At 63.9% G+C, this 14006-nt stretch carries 16 protein-coding genes; 10 read left to right on the forward strand and 6 right to left on the reverse strand.

The annotated features are described in order from the left end of the window. Position 1: 1 nt before the first annotated feature. From gspM to gspH, 6 genes are read right to left on the reverse strand one after another with little or no spacing between them, the layout of a single operon-like run. Positions 2–499, reverse strand: coding sequence for a type II secretion system protein GspM (gspM, locus tag JM946_RS12440; protein ID WP_203167604.1), 498 nt, complete (start codon positions 497–499; stop codon positions 2–4). Beyond that, positions 499–1773 carry a type II secretion system protein GspL gene (gene gspL, locus JM946_RS12445; RefSeq protein WP_203167605.1) on the reverse strand — a complete coding sequence of 425 codons (1275 nt, stop codon included), beginning with the start codon at positions 1771–1773 and terminating at the stop codon, positions 499–501. The genes gspM and gspL overlap by 1 nt, the downstream gene beginning before the upstream one ends. Beyond that, complete coding sequence (gspK, locus tag JM946_RS12450; protein WP_203167606.1) at positions 1773–2798, reverse strand: type II secretion system minor pseudopilin GspK; 1026 nt, start codon at positions 2796–2798, stop codon at positions 1773–1775. Before gspK ends, gspL begins: the two co-directional genes overlap by 1 nt. Next, positions 2795–3403: a type II secretion system minor pseudopilin GspJ gene (gene gspJ / locus JM946_RS12455; protein WP_203167607.1), complete on the reverse strand. Its 609-nt coding sequence runs from the start codon at positions 3401–3403 to the stop codon at positions 2795–2797. The genes gspK and gspJ overlap by 4 nt, the downstream gene beginning before the upstream one ends. Further along, on the reverse strand, positions 3400–3954 hold the full coding sequence (gspI, locus tag JM946_RS12460) for a type II secretion system minor pseudopilin GspI (protein WP_203167608.1): 555 nt from the start codon (positions 3952–3954) through the stop codon (positions 3400–3402). Before gspI ends, gspJ begins: the two co-directional genes overlap by 4 nt. Further along, positions 3941–4690 carry a type II secretion system minor pseudopilin GspH gene (gene gspH / locus JM946_RS12465; RefSeq protein ID WP_230979600.1) on the reverse strand — a complete coding sequence of 250 codons (750 nt, stop codon included), beginning with the start codon at positions 4688–4690 and terminating at the stop codon, positions 3941–3943. Before gspH ends, gspI begins: the two co-directional genes overlap by 14 nt. A 19-nt stretch (positions 4691–4709) precedes the next feature. Between gspH and rrtA the strand changes: the two genes are divergently transcribed. From rrtA to holB, 10 genes are all read left to right on the forward strand, one after another. Beyond that, positions 4710–5357, forward strand: coding sequence for a rhombosortase (gene rrtA / locus JM946_RS12470; RefSeq protein ID WP_203167610.1), 648 nt, complete (start codon positions 4710–4712; stop codon positions 5355–5357). Positions 5358–5453: 96 nt separating this feature from the next. Continuing rightward, a complete protein-coding gene (gene fabD / locus JM946_RS12475; RefSeq protein ID WP_203167611.1) occupies positions 5454–6413 on the forward strand; it encodes an ACP S-malonyltransferase in 960 nt (319 codons plus the stop codon). Further along, entirely contained in the window at positions 6410–7162 is a 753-nt protein-coding gene (gene fabG, locus JM946_RS12480; protein ID WP_203167612.1) for a 3-oxoacyl-ACP reductase FabG, read from the forward strand. The genes fabD and fabG overlap by 4 nt, the downstream gene beginning before the upstream one ends. A gap of 159 nt (positions 7163–7321) precedes the next feature. Continuing rightward, on the forward strand, positions 7322–7564 hold the full coding sequence (acpP, locus tag JM946_RS12485; RefSeq protein ID WP_066920125.1) for an acyl carrier protein: 243 nt from the start codon (positions 7322–7324) through the stop codon (positions 7562–7564). Positions 7565–7721: 157 nt separating this feature from the next. Next, on the forward strand, positions 7722–8966 hold the full coding sequence (gene fabF / locus JM946_RS12490) for a beta-ketoacyl-ACP synthase II (RefSeq protein WP_203167613.1): 1245 nt from the start codon (positions 7722–7724) through the stop codon (positions 8964–8966). Between the two features lie 67 nt (positions 8967–9033). After that, the gene (locus tag JM946_RS12495) at positions 9034–10398 is read left to right on the forward strand and encodes an aminodeoxychorismate synthase component I (RefSeq protein ID WP_230979601.1); all 1365 of its coding nucleotides are present in this window, start codon (positions 9034–9036) and stop codon (positions 10396–10398) included. Continuing rightward, the gene (pabC, locus tag JM946_RS12500) at positions 10395–11204 is read left to right on the forward strand and encodes an aminodeoxychorismate lyase (RefSeq protein ID WP_203167614.1); all 810 of its coding nucleotides are present in this window, start codon (positions 10395–10397) and stop codon (positions 11202–11204) included. Before JM946_RS12495 ends, pabC begins: the two co-directional genes overlap by 4 nt. 15 nt (positions 11205–11219) lie before the next feature. Next, positions 11220–12236: an endolytic transglycosylase MltG gene (gene mltG / locus JM946_RS12505; protein WP_203167615.1), complete on the forward strand. Its 1017-nt coding sequence runs from the start codon at positions 11220–11222 to the stop codon at positions 12234–12236. 7 nt (positions 12237–12243) lie between these two features. Next, entirely contained in the window at positions 12244–12894 is a 651-nt protein-coding gene (gene tmk, locus JM946_RS12510; protein WP_203167616.1) for a dTMP kinase, read from the forward strand. A gap of 3 nt (positions 12895–12897) precedes the next feature. Next, the gene (holB, locus tag JM946_RS12515; RefSeq protein ID WP_203167617.1) at positions 12898–13962 is read left to right on the forward strand and encodes a DNA polymerase III subunit delta'; all 1065 of its coding nucleotides are present in this window, start codon (positions 12898–12900) and stop codon (positions 13960–13962) included. Positions 13963–14006 lie beyond the last annotated feature (44 nt).

Genomic DNA, 14006 nt, shown 5'->3' on the forward strand with positions numbered 1-14006 from the left:
CTTATGCGCCGACCCGGGTCAGCACCAGGTTCGCGTTCACGAGGCCGGGCTTGGCGGTGCGATCGATGGTGGCGGATTCGACATCGATCGAATGCACCTGCTGGAGCGTGCCCAGGCACACCATCAGCTTGTCGAATTCGGCCGACTCCAGTCGCACGCGAATGCCGCGCTCGCCATTGGGCGTCTGGCCGGTGAGCGAGTTGCTCAGGCCGCATTCGCGAGCGGCGCGATCGATCAACACCACCAGCGACTCGTTGCTCGGACCGGGACGGCTGGGCGCCGCCGCGCTCAGCACCGCGACTTCGCCGGCGACACTGCGCATCCAGGCGAGATCGCCTTCCTTCTGCGCGACGCGCTTGGCTTGCGCGTCGACGGCGCCGTAGAGTGGTGCGAGCGCCAGAAAATAGATGGCAGTCACCAGCACCAGGATGGCGCCGCCGATGACAACGATGCGCTCGCGTGGCTGCAGCGTATTGAATCGATCTTTGAGTGCTTGCATCAGGCGCCCGCCTTCTTGAACTGCAGCCGACCTTCGACCTTGGAGTCGCGCGGATTGGTGGACTGGATTTCCGCGTTGACGCCGCGCTCGCCAGCGACCTGCCGGATGCGATCGAGCGCATCCACCGATGGGCTGAGCACGCGCAGATCGGTGACGTTGTCACGATAGGAGAGCGCTTCGATATCGGTGTTCGGCGCCTGCGCCATCGCCTCACTCAGCATCGCAAGCGTGGTCAACATGCCGCTGGTGGGACCGGTGCCCCGCAGCTGACCCAGGACCATCTCGACCTGGCGTCGCGCCTCCAGTGGATCGGGCACGGGCGCGCCGGGCAACGCTTGCTGGAACGTCTCGGCGATCTGCGCATCGAGCTGACTTTCGACTTTCTTGTAATGAACGTACTGCCAGCTCTTCACGCCGACGTGCGCAGCCACGAACACCGCGGCGAGCACGGCGGCGTAGCGCCACGGCGCAAAAGAAACATTCAACTTGGTCTTGGCCGCATATGGGCCTTGCAACAAGTTGACCGCGCTGCCCTTCATGCCGAAAGGAATGTTCGCGGCCAGCAAGGGCAGGGGACCGTCGGGCAACAGCTTCAGCTGCAGGCTGGCGGTGAATTCGCGCAGCTCTTCGAGCATCTCACGCTCGCGTTCGTAGTCCTCTTCGGAAACGAAGATCGTGACATGCTCGCGCGACTCATCGCCGCTTGCCAGCGCGAGCTGCAAGGCTTCCAGCAACGGCTCGACTTCGATCACCGTGCCCGGCTGATTCTCACGGTGCACGAACAGACGTTTGCCATCGATCAGCACCGCGACCGCGCCGGTGACGGTTGGCAGCACGCTGGTTTCGGCGTACATCGTATCGGTGGACAAGCCAGCTGCGCGCAGCGTGGCGATCCAATCTTCCATGCGCTCTCGGGCGACCGCGGCCACGGGCGTGCCGGCGCTCGAGCCTCGCTTGCCGACAGCAAAGTGCAGATCTTCCACATCCGCCGCCAGTTGTTCTTCGAGCGCGAACGGGACGACCTGCGCGAGCTTGGCGCCGCTCTTGAGCGGCAGCACCGGCTTCGCCAGCAGCACATCGGTGCCGGGCACGAGCACGATCGTCTTGCGGCCGCCAGCCTGTGCGGCGGCATCGCTGAGCGAGCCCCACGACACATTGCCCCGGCGCGCGCCCGTGCCATCGACGATGAGCCATTCGGCTTGCGGCGCAGGCTGAGCGCCGGCGTTGGGGGCAGCCGACACAGGATGCAATCGGACGACGAGGAGTTCCGGCATCAGAGCGTTCCGTAGCTTCTTAGAATGGGACGGACCTGGTTGGCGCCGTCGCTGCGATACAACAGACTGTACAGCGTGAACCGTTGAGTGCCAAGCGTGACCCAGATGGTGGCCAGAAAGTAATCGCTGCTTTCATCGATGATGTCCTGCACGGCTTGTCTCTGGTCGGGCGGCAGTCCGCTCAGGCTGGGTTCGAAGTCTTGTTTGTTCGGAAAGCAGCGTTGCATGCGGGATTGTTTGGTGCTCTCGCGCGCGAGTGTGAATTGTCTGCTGCCGCCCACCAGCGCATCCAGCAATTCAGGCGAGGCGGTACACAGATTGATCTTGGCGTCCGAGGGCAGCGCGGTGACATACGGCGCCAGCCTGCGATAACGCTCGATGCCGAATTCCGGCAACGCGAGCAGCTCGCTGGCGCGAGTGATCGGCATGTTCGCGGTGCGATACGCCGGCTGCAGATTGGTGTAAACCGGATCCTCGGCGCCATCGGGAAAGCCGGGATTGTTGTCCGAGTCGATCCAGTCGGCGATCAGGCTGGCCCATTTCGGCTCCAGCTCCAGGATCTCCAGCAGCCGCTGAAAGCGCTCCACCGCCGGCTGATTCACCTGGCCGATGCCGGCATTGTCGAAGCTCACCAGGCTGTTGAGATTGAACCGACCCTGCAGGTCTTCCAGCTGGCCTTCGAATTCGCCGCCGACGTCTTCGAGCGGAATCGGCGGAATGGGCGTGGCCCATTCTTCGGTGAAATCGTCCTGCTTGGAGCTTTGCATCTTGTCGCGGCGGAGCGCATCGGACGCCCAGGCTTCGCCGCCGAGCGCGATCTCGAAGGACTGATCCAGCGAGAACATGTTCGCGGTGCGACGCTGATCGAGATAGCCCCGAAAGCCCACCTCGGCGGCTAGCATCGTGGCCAGCGCCACGATCAGCACGGCCATGATCAGCGCGACGCCGCGTTGTTTGCCGGGCGGACGCCTGCTGCGCAGGCCGCCCGAACGTCGCGAGCGCATGGATGCGCAGGAGCGGCTCATCCCGACACCTCCATCAGACGTTTGATCTCGCCCCAGTCCTCCAGCTCGAGCGTGACCTCGACGGCGATGGGACGCAGTCGCGGCGCATCCGGCGCCGAGTAGCCGAGCGGCGGCCACTGCTCGTGCCAGGCCCGATTGGAATCCATGAAGCGCATCTCCACACGCTTGACGCGTTCGAGCAGCACGGCGCTTTCAGGCTCGCTGTCCATGGTGCGATCGAGCGCCAGCCAGTATTCGCGGATCAGTCGGGTGTCTTCGAGTCGGTACGCCACACGCTGCAAAGTGGAGCGGGGCATGCCGATCGGATTGCTCCAGCTCGAATGAGTGAGCTCTGCAATCGTCTCCCGGCGCGTATCGGCGCGCAGCGCCGGCTGCAGCGAGTCTCCCAGCGGCTCGCGCACCGGTCGCGGCTCGAGCGATGTGAAATCGAGATTCAGACGTTGCATCGCCGCTTGGATCTCGCGCGTGCGCCCCGCGCCCGCGTTGACGATGTCGCTTTGTTTCATCATCTCGTTGTAGCCGCCCATGGCAATGGCGGCCACGATGGCGAAAATGAATATCGCCACGAGCAGTTCGACCAATGTGATGCCGCGCGCCCGGTTCATGTTTCGGGGTTCTCCGGCTCCGGAGGCACCACTTCGCCCGGCTCGAGGTCGGGCTGCGGCTCATTGTTATCCGAGTCCTGCCGATCGCCGCCGCGCTGATCCTGACCACCGGGGCCCGGGCCTTGGTCCTGGGCCGCCGACCAGTTCAAGCTCACCGTCCCGGCCGGAGCCACGGCCGTGCCATAGAAGCCGCTGACGAATGCGAGCGAGCTGTTCTCCGGCGCCTCCGACGGCCGCACCCGCACTTCGATGCGGCGGATCGATTCCACTGGCGTCTGCGTCACGACCATGGTCCAGCGCCAGTCGCGCCCGGCCATTTCCACTTCATCGGAGCTCTTGTCGATGGGTGGAGCGCTGGGCTGCAGCCGCACCTGCGTGAGCTGATTCATCGCGATCCAGTGCGCGATGGTCTTCTCTCGCATATAGGAGCTGTTGTTGGCCGTCTGACTCACCGTCTGGATGACGGCCAGCATTCCGAGGCCGACGACGACCAGCGCCACCAGCACTTCGATCAGCGTGAAACCTTTTTTGCGATTGCTATGGACGCGCACTGGACACCCGCGTCGGTCGGTCTCGTTCGTTGTCCGGCGGCGGCTTGGTTTGCAGCAGCGGGCCCCACTGATTGCGCTCGTCGCGATTCTCGACGCGCAGATCGTTGTTGGCGAGCGCGGTCACGCGCCACAACGCCGGCTGATTGTCGCGTTCGATCTCCAGCTCGAACGGCATCACTTCACCGCTGGAGAGAACCATGATGTGGGGTGGGAACTTCTGACTCTCATCGTCGTCCTGCTTGCGCTCGCGCAGCGCGGCCGGAATGTCTTCGTCGTCCTCATCGTCGATCTTGTCTTTGGGCGGAATGCGCTCGGGCAGGCCGGGCTTCAGCACGATCTCGCGCGACTCCAGGCGCAGCCGGAAACGCAGCCCTTCGGGCAATTCGCGTTGCGCGAACAGCTCGTCGTACTCGATCAGCTCCCAGCGGTTCATGCGCGAGTCGAGGCGAAGGAATTCATAAGCGTCCTGCCCGATGTAGATGCCGAAGTCCTCGACCTGCAGCTCCGCTTCCTCGCGAGCCTGCTGCAACACCACCCAGAAGCGCCGCGCCTCTTCCTCGGCCTGCCGGTCGCGGCCAAGCACGCCGAACGACAGCATGGCCATGGATATCATCACGCCGACCACCACGATCACCACGAGCACTTCCAGCAGCGTAAAGCCGCGGTGGTTCCGGCCGGAGGGGGGGCAGGTGTGGATAATAAGAGAACTACCGATATGCGTAAGGCGCCGGATCATAACAAAGCAGATCGTACCAATGAGTGACGGCTTGTCCCGGCCCGCACCCGCGAGTTCGCGCCGCTTTCGTCAATGGATGCCGGATCGCCGACCAGGGTCGTGGCTGCTTGGACTCGCCTGGCTCACGCTGGTTCTGTTGTCGCTGACTGGCGAAGGCGGGCAACTCGCTCTGCGCTACCAGCGCGACGCCGTGCTGCAGGGAGAATACTGGCGGTTGATCACCGGGCACCTCGTGCACGGCACGCCAATGCACATGGTGCTGAACGCCGCGGGGCTGGGGCTGATCGCGGCGCTGTTCAGCGGCGATTACTCCTGGCGCGCCTGGCTGCTGATCGCGCTGTTCAGCATGGTCGCCATCGATGTGGCTTTTGTCTCCTGGGAGCCACAACTGCACTGGTACGTGGGCTTGTCGGGCGTTCTGCATGGTGCGTTGGCGGCCGGCGCGGTGGCCTGGTGGCGCCACGAATCGACGCGGCTGGCGCTGGTGTTGAGCGCCATTTTCGTGGGCAAACTGGCCTGGGAGCAGTGGCAGGGCGCGCTGCCCCTGTCGGGCGATCTGCCGGTCGTTGTAGATGCGCACCTCTATGGCGCGTTGGGCGGCGCGGTGGCCGCGGCGCTGCTGTGGGTCGTTGCCCACACGCAAGTTGCCGATAAGTCAAGGAGCTAGCCGTCCCGAGGCGGATGGATATAATCGCGCGCCGCATGAACTTGGGCATGCAGGTATCGGGACCGTCAACGGTCTGAAGGTCAATCAGGAGCGCATTTGAGTTTTGCTTTTGTATTCCCCGGGCAGGGATCCCAGTCGGTGGGCATGCTGGCGGCCTTGGCCAGCGCCGAGCCGCTGGTTCAGGAGACCTTCGCCGAAGCGTCGTCCGTGCTGGGCTACGACCTGTGGCAGCTGTGCCAGCAGGGCCCGGAAGATCAATTGGGCGCCACCGAGCGCACGCAGCCGGCGATGTTGACGGCCGGCGTCGCCACCTGGCGCGTCTGGCGCAAGCATGGCGGTCCGTTGCCGTCGGCGATGGCGGGGCACAGCCTCGGTGAGTACTCCGCGCTGGTGTGCTCCGGCGCATTGGATTTCAAGACCGCGGTCGCGCTCGTACAGTTTCGCGGTCAGGCCATGCAGGCGGCTGTCCCAGCCGGCCGAGGCGCGATGGCCGCCATCCTCGGCGTCGAAGATGCCGAAGTGGAAGCTGCGTGCTCCGAAGCCACCCAGGCAGGGCCCGCTGGCGAGATCGTGCAGGCCGCCAACTTCAATTCTCCCGGCCAGGTGGTGATCGCAGGCAGCGCGGACGCCGTCGATCGCGCCATCGAGCTGTTGAAGGCCAAGGGCGCCAAGCGCGCCATCAAGCTGCCAGTGAGCGTACCTTCGCATACTGCGTTGATGCAGCCTGCGGCCGATCGACTTGCGGAGAAGTTACAAAGCATCAGCTTCGCGCAGCCCGAAGTGCGCGATATCTACACCGTCGATGTGAAGACCCATCAAGGTCCGGACAGCATCCGTCAGGCCCTGGTGCAGCAGTTGGTGAAGCCGGTGCGCTGGACTGAAACAGTGCGCGCCATGCTCGCCGGCGGCGCCAGGACGCTGGTGGAGTGCGGTCCCGGTAAAGTGCTGACGGGCCTGAATCGTCGCATCGACAAGAACAAGGACATCGGGATGCTGGCCATCGAGGATCCCGAGTCGTTGCAACAGGCGCTTGCCGCCTGTCGGAGTCAGTCATGAGTGAGTCGGTGTTGGCTCAGGAACTCGCGCTGGTCACTGGCGCTTCGCGCGGCATCGGGCGAGCAATCGCTGAACAGCTGGCGCGCAACGGCGCAACAGTGATCGGCACGGCGACCACGGAAGCGGGTGCTCAAGGCATTACCGAATGGCTCGCCGCCGGCAACTTCAAAGGCCGCGGCGTGGTGCTGAACGTGGCCGACGCAGCCTCGACGGAAGCCGCGTTAAAGGACATCGAAGCGAACGAAGGCGCGCTCACCATCCTGGTGAACAACGCCGGAATCACCCGCGACAACCTGCTGCTACGAATGAAGCAGGAGGAGTGGGACGACATCATGAACACCAACCTGGCTTCGGTGTTTCGGCTCTCCAAAGCGGTCTTGCGCGGCATGATGAAAGCGCGCCGGGGCCGCATCATCAACATCGCCTCGGTGGTCGGTGTGATGGGCAACGCCGGGCAGACCAACTATGCCGCCGCCAAGGCCGGCATCATCGGTTTCTCCAAATCTCTGGCACGCGAAGTCGGTTCGCGCGGCATCACCGTAAACGTGGTGGCGCCCGGCTTCATCGCCACTGACATGACCGCCAAGCTGCCCGCCGAACAGCAACAAGCGCTGAGCGCTCACGTTGCGTTGGGACGACTGGGTTCTGTCGAGGATATTGCCCATGCTGTGGCGTTTCTTGCGTCGCCACAGGCCGGCTATATCACCGGCGAAACGCTGCACGTCAACGGTGGCATGTACATGGTCTGACCGTGCCAGGTCAGTCGCAATTGTCAGTCAAAGTTTCGCAAATGTTGGCCCCACCGGGCCTTTAACTTAGAATACGCCCCCCGTGCGACCCCACCCATGAACAAAAAGGGTCGGTCTCGAGCGAAGGGTTTAAGCACCTCATAGAGGACTCGTAATCAAATGAGCAGTATTGAACAGCAGGTCAAAGCCATCGTCGCCGAACAACTGGGGGTGAAAGAGGAAGAAGTCACCAACGACGCTTCCTTCGTCGACGACCTGGGCGCCGACTCGCTCGATACGGTCGAGCTGGTGATGGCGCTGGAAGAGGAGTTCGAGACCGAGATCCCGGACGAGGACGCGGAGAAGATCACCACCGTGCAGCAGGCGATCGATTACATCACCGAGCGCCGCAACCAGGCCTGAGGCCACGCGAGCTGCCGGCGCTTCCCGATATAGACGTGAGCGCCACCGCTGAAGCATAAGGAAGGCCGCACATCCACGGTCTTCCGCCAATTGCCCCTCGCCAATCCGCCCCCAATGTCCCGTCTACCGTTCGAAGTCACGCTTGTGAGGTAACCGCTTGTCCAAGCGACGCGTCGTCATCACTGGTCTGGGCATCGTTTCTCCCGTCGGCTCAACAATCGATTCGGCGTGGCGCAACGTGCTCGAAGGCAAGAGCGGCATCGTGCCGATCACCCGTTTCGATGCGAGCGCATTTCCCGTGCGCTTCCACGGCGCGGTGGCGGAGTTCGATGCTGAGAAATATCTGCCGGCGAAACGGCTGCGGAACATGGATCCGTTCATGCACTATGGCTACGCCGCGGCGGCCGACGCCATCAAGGACGCCGGCCTGCAAGTCACACCGGAGAACGAGCAGCGCATCGGCGTGGCGATGGGTGCGGGCATCGGCGGCCTCGACACCATCGAGGAGAATCACACCAAGTGGATGGAGACCAAGAGCCCCAAGCGCATCTCTCCATTCTTCGTGCCCGGCAGCATCATCAACATGATCTCCGGCCACGTTTCCATCGATTTCAAACTCAAGGGACCGAACATCGCGACGGTCACCGCGTGCACGACCTCAACGCACTCGATCGGTCTTGCCATGCGTTTGATTCAATACGGCGACGCCGATGTGATGATCGCCGGCGCCGGTGAAATGGCAACCACGCCGCTCGGCCTCGGCAGCTTCTGCCAGGCGCGTGCGTTGTCGACTCGCAATGACGATCCGCAGGCGGCCAGCCGCCCGTGGGACAAAGATCGCGACGGCTTCGTGCTGTCCGACGGCGCAGGCTCCGTCGTGCTCGAAGAGTACGAGCATGCCAAGAAGCGCGGCGCTCGCATCTATGCAGAGCTGGTCGGCTTCGGCATGAGCGGCGATGCGCATCACATGACGGCGCCGCCGGAAGACGGCGAGGGCGCGCGCCTGGCGATGGCCAATGCGCTGAACGATGCGCAGTTGAATCCGAGCGACGTGCAGTACATCAACGCGCACGCCACCTCCACTGAATTGGGCGATCTTGCGGAGACGTTCGCGTTGAAGCGCGCCTTCGGCGAGCACGCGAGCAAGCTGGCCGTCAGCTCCACCAAGTCGATGACGGGTCATCTGCTCGGCGCGGCCGGTGCGGTCGAGGCCATCTTCTCGATCCTCGCAATCCGCGATCAGGTGGCCCCGCCGACCATCAACCTCGACAATCCCGGCGAGGGCTGCGATCTCGATTACGTGCCGAACGTCGCACGCCAGATGCCGATCAAGGTGGCGTTGTCGAATTCGTTCGGCTTCGGCGGCACCAATGGCAGCCTGATTTTCAAGAAGCTCGACTGACTTGCAAGTGCGCGGCCAGGAGTCGCCCACGTCTTTATCGATCGATCGAACGCCGTTACTGCAACCCTTGAGCGCCGATTCGTCGGCGCTTCTGGCGTTGCACGCCGCGTTTCCGGATCGCTATCCCGCCCTGTTCGAAAGCGCCGCGGCCGGTGCGTCGGCGACGCGCTTCGACATTCTGTTCGCGTACCCGCAGGCCCGACTGTCGCTGCTTCGTGATGGCAGGCTGAGTGGTCACGCCGTCGCATCGGACGAACGTTTCCTTTCTGGCCTGGACCGCTGGTGGCGCAGCGAGCGCCGCTCGCCCATTGCGGACTATGAGCTGCCCTTCAGCGGCGGCTGGCTGCTCTATCTGGGTTACGAGCTGGCCGGGCAGGTCGAGCCTCGCTTGAAGCTGCCAGGGCCCGCCGCGGGGCCGATCGCTTCAGCCATTCGCATTCCCGCCGCCATCATCCACGAGCGTAACAGCGGCAAGTCATGGGCGATGGCCGAGGCGGGCTTCGAATTGCTGCTGCCTCGGATGGCAAGTGACATCGCACATGCGCCGGCACTGACTGCGCCAGGCGTGCCGCTCGTGATGGGCGGCGTCAAGGAAGAGGAGCCTGCGAGATTTCTGACAAGCGTCGAGCGCGCGTTGACGTACATCGCCGCGGGCGATATCTACCAGGCGAATCTATCGCGAGCCTGGCAGGCGCGATTGTCGGCAGGGATTGCTCCCCAACACCTGTACCAACGATTGCGCGAGACCAATCCCGCTCCCTTCAGCGGCATGGTGCGGCTGGATGGCATCACGGTGGTCAGCTCCTCGCCCGAGCGCCTGGTGTCCGTGCGCGACGGCCGGGTGTCGACGCGACCCATTGCAGGGACGCGGCCGCGAGGCCAGACTGCCGCGGCAGATGACGATCTTGCGCGCGAGCTGCACGCTCATCCGAAGGAACGGGCCGAGCATGTGATGCTCATCGATCTGGAGCGCAATGACCTCGGACGAATCTGCGAAGCGGGCACCGTGAAGGTCGACGAGTTCATGACTATTGAGTCGTACGCGCACGTCCATCACATCGTCTCCAACGTGAGCGGACAGCTGCGCGCCGATGCGACGCCGGGCGACGTGCTGGCCGCAGTCTTTCCCGGCGGCACGATCACGGGCTGTCCGAAGGTCCGCTGCATGGAAATCATCGCCGAGCTCGAAGGCGTGGCGCGCGGCGCATACACGGGCTCGTTCGGATATCTCAATCGTGACGGCAGCATGGATTTGAACATCCTGATCCGCTCGCTCGAGATCGCTGGAGATCAACTGACGTTGCGAGCCGGGGCGGGCATTGTCGCCGACTCCGTGCCCGAGCGGGAATTAGCGGAGACGCGCGCGAAGGCTCGCGGCGTATTGCGCGCCCTGGGTGATGTCACGGGCACTGACGCCGGTACAAGCTCATGAGCGTCGCAATGCTCGTCAATGGCGAGAGCTCGCCGCTCGTCCGTGCCGATGATCGCGGCCTGCAATACGGCGACGGACTGTTCGAAACGGCGCTGCTGGTCGGCGGCCGCGTGCGATATTTCGACGATCATCTGAATCGTTTGTTCAGCGGCTGTGAGCGCCTTGGCATCGCGCCGCCTGAAGAGCAGACGTTGAGGACGGAAGTCGCGAAGGTCACGGCCGGCGCCGAGCGTGGCGTGCTCAAGATCACCGTGACGCGCGGTGCCGGCGGTCGCGGCTATCGACCGAGCGGTTCGATGCAGAGCACGCGCGTGGTGGGGCTTCATCCGTTCAATCCCGCGCCCAAAACACCGCTGCGTTTGCGATGGTGTGATATCCGTCTCGGTCGCAACCCGCGTCTGGCAGGTATCAAGCATCTGAATCGTCTCGAGCAGGTGCTGGCCCAGAGCGAGTGGCGCGAAGGCGAGGCCGACGAAGGCGTGATGCTGGACACGGAAGGCGAAGTGGTCTGCGCGACTTCCGCCAATCTGTTCGCCGTGCGTGATGGCGCGTTGATCACGCCCGATCTGCGCTTCTGCGGAGTGCGTGGCGTGATGCGCGCCCAGGTCTTGAAAGCCGCCGCCACGCTGCGACTCACGGTGAGTGAAGAGCCGCTGTGGCCGCATGACCTCGAGACTGCAAGCGAAGTGTTCATCACCAACGCCGTGCGTGGCATCCGATCGGTCGCCTCGCTCGATTCGTTGCAATGGAGCGAGACCCGCGTGGCGACACGCCTCGCGAATGCTCTGTCGCTGAGCGACACGTAAAGGATCTGCCCGGGAATGCGAACGCTGCTGCGTCTGTTCGGTGTGTTGATCGTATTGGGAGCGATCGCTTTGGGCGCGCTCGCCTGGTGGGGGCATCGCTGGCTGCAGACGCCGATTGCGACGCTCACCGAGCCGACCGTGTTCGAAGTGCCCAAGGGCGCGTCGTTGCGCACCGTCGCGAGCAGTCTCAACGATCAGAACCTGCTCGACCAGCCGCAGATCTGGACCGCCTGGGCCCGCATCACCAAGCGGGCGCACTCGCTCAAGGCGGGCGAGTATCAGCTCACGCCCGGGCTCACGCCCAGCGATTTGCTCGAGCGGCTCAACTCGGGCCAGGTGCTCCTGCACAGCATAACTTTCATCGAAGGCTCGACCTTCGCGGATATCCGCAAGGCGCTGGCGCAATCGCCCTCGGTTCGCAACGAATACGGCGCTCGCACGCCTGAAGAGGTGATGCGGGCGCTGGGGCAGCCGGATGTGCATCCGGAGGGGCAATTCTTTCCGGACACCTATCGATTTCCACGCAATACCACGGACATCGAACTGCTCGGCATGGCGTTCCGACGCATGCAGCAGGAGCTCACGACGGCCTGGGAGTCGCGCGCCAAGGATCTACCGTTGTCCGGGCCCTACGAAGCCTTGATTCTCGCCTCCATCGTGGAGAAGGAAACTGCGCTCGATTCCGAGCGGGCGCAGATCGCCGGGGTGTTCATCGAGCGCCTGCGTCGAGGGATGCGCTTGCAGACCGATCCCACCGTCATCTATGGCATGATGGCCACGTACGACGGCAACATCCGTCGCAAAGACTTGCTGCGCGATACCCCGTACAACACATACACGCGCGCGGGCCTGCCGCCCACGCCCATTGCCTTGCCGGGGCTGGAATCGTTACGCGCGGCTGTGCAGCCCGAGACCACCGGCGCACTGTTTTTCGTGGCCACTGGCAAGGGAGACGGCAGCCACTATTTCTCGCGTACGCTGTCGGAGCACAATGCAGCGGTGAAACGTTATCTGAAGACGCTGCGCAAATGATCTCCACATGACACGAGGCAAGTTCATCACCATCGAAGGCGGCGAGGGCGTGGGTAAGTCCACGCAGATCGGTCGCCTGCGTGATTTCGTCGCCGGCCAGGGCCACGAAGTCATCGTGACTCGCGAGCCTGGCGGCACGCGCCGCGCCGAGCGCATTCGTGAGCTGCTGTTGGAGCACAGCGATGAGGCCATGCCGAGCACTTGTGAGTTGCTGCTGATGTTCGCCGCGCGCGCCACTCACATCGAGAATGTGATTCGGCCCGCGCTTGCGCGCGGCGCTTGGGTGATCTGCGATCGATTCACGGATGCCACTTACGCGTATCAAGGCGGCGGTCGCAATCTGCCGATCGATAACATCTCGACGCTTGAAACCATGGTGCAGGGGACGTTGCGACCCGATATCACTTTATTGCTCGATGCGCCGCTAGAAGTGAGCGCCGCGCGAGCAAATGCGCGCAACGCGGCGGCGGGAACGAGCGATCGTTTCGAGCAAGAGCGTCGCGATTTCTTCGAGCGTGTGCGTGCGGCCTATTTGGCGCGTGCACGCCAGGAGCCTGAGCGTTTCATCGTGATCGATGCCACGCAGAGTATGGATGCAGTGACGGCCGCCATTCAGCACGCGCTCGGTGAGCGCCTGCTCAACTCGTCAGCAAGTTGATCCATGGCAAAGAAAGACGAACAACCCGCACCGCAGCCGTTGCCAAGTCCGCGCTTGCTGCCGTGGCACTCGGCGGCGATCTCACAACTGCGCCAGGCGTGGTCGGCGAATCGTTTGCCGCACGCCATTCTCGTGCAGGGCGCGGAAGGTTTAGGGAAGAGCTCGTTTGCTGCCTGGCTGGCCGCAGCCGTGCTGTGCGAGCGATCGACGCCCGAGTCGCTCGATGTGTGTGGCTCGTGCGCGAGTTGCGCGCTCATCAAAGCCGGCTCGCATCCCGACCTGCTATGGGTGGCGCCCGAAGAAGACAAGACGCAGCTGTCCGTCGATCAGGTGCGAGCGGCATGCGAGAAGCTGTCCAAGACCAGTTTCCGCCAAGGCTACAAAGTCGCGATCATCGAGCCGGCGCATCAGATGACGCCGGGCGCCGCCAACAGCGTGCTCAAGACGCTGGAAGAGCCGACGCCCGGCAGCTTGTTGGTGCTGCTCACTTCGCGCCCGTCGAGCTTGCTGCCCACCGTGCGCAGCCGGTGCCAGAAGTTGACCATCGCGCGGCCCTCGGAATCCGAAGCGATGGCATGGCTCCAGCAGCTGTCAGGCAAAACCGTGTCGCCCGCGCTGCTGACTTTCAGTGGCGGGGCGCCGCTGCGAGCGCTGGCGTACGCCGACGGCCAGTTCGAGGCGTTGAATCAACACATGCTGAAATCCCTACGGGATTTGCTGAGCGGGGAGGCGGATGTGACGCAAGTCGCCGCCGAGTGGGAAAAAGACGCGCTCATCGATCGGCTGGTGTGGCTCGATCTGTGGCTGAGCTCGCTCGCCCGGGCAGCGATTGCCGGAACTGACGAACGGGTCACGTTCCCAGGGGGACCTGCGCACTTGCCAAGCCCGTCGCGGCCGTTGAACATAAGCGCGCTGTACAGCATGGTGGATCGCACGCGGGCCCTGAAGGCGCAACTGGCTCGCACGGCGCTCCAGCGCGAGCTGGCCGTAGAATCCTGGCTGATCGCGTTACTGGAAGCGCTCGCTCCGTCCTACCGGGGCGGGGCGCCCGTGGCACGCGCCGGATGAAAAACCCCAAGTCCTCCGCAAAGAGTCGTCGGAACATCGCATGG

Origin of the sequence: Steroidobacter gossypii (genome assembly GCF_016801985.1) — a bacterium.
Classification (GTDB): domain Bacteria; phylum Pseudomonadota; class Gammaproteobacteria; order Steroidobacterales; family Steroidobacteraceae; genus Steroidobacter; species Steroidobacter gossypii.

Bases quoted from the DNA above. Each gene is read 5' to 3' on its own strand.
- rrtA (WP_203167610.1), top strand. From the start codon at position 4,710: ATGAGTGACGGCTTGTCCCGGCCCGCACCCGCGAGTTCGCGCCGCTTT.
- gspJ (WP_203167607.1), bottom strand. From the start codon at position 3,403: ATGAACCGGGCGCGCGGCATCACATTGGTCGAACTGCTCGTGGCGATA.
- gspL (WP_203167605.1), bottom strand. From the start codon at position 1,773: ATGCCGGAACTCCTCGTCGTCCGATTGCATCCTGTGTCGGCTGCCCCC.
- gspM (WP_203167604.1), bottom strand. From the start codon at position 499: ATGCAAGCACTCAAAGATCGATTCAATACGCTGCAGCCACGCGAGCGC.
- tmk (WP_203167616.1), top strand. From the start codon at position 12,244: ATGACACGAGGCAAGTTCATCACCATCGAAGGCGGCGAGGGCGTGGGT.
- gspK (WP_203167606.1), bottom strand. From the start codon at position 2,798: ATGAGCCGCTCCTGCGCATCCATGCGCTCGCGACGTTCGGGCGGCCTG.
- acpP (WP_066920125.1), top strand. From the start codon at position 7,322: ATGAGCAGTATTGAACAGCAGGTCAAAGCCATCGTCGCCGAACAACTG.
- fabG (WP_203167612.1), top strand. From the start codon at position 6,410: ATGAGTGAGTCGGTGTTGGCTCAGGAACTCGCGCTGGTCACTGGCGCT.
- holB (WP_203167617.1), top strand. From the start codon at position 12,898: ATGGCAAAGAAAGACGAACAACCCGCACCGCAGCCGTTGCCAAGTCCG.
- pabC (WP_203167614.1), top strand. From the start codon at position 10,395: ATGAGCGTCGCAATGCTCGTCAATGGCGAGAGCTCGCCGCTCGTCCGT.
- gspH (WP_230979600.1), bottom strand. From the start codon at position 4,690: ATGATCCGGCGCCTTACGCATATCGGTAGTTCTCTTATTATCCACACC.
- mltG (WP_203167615.1), top strand. From the start codon at position 11,220: ATGCGAACGCTGCTGCGTCTGTTCGGTGTGTTGATCGTATTGGGAGCG.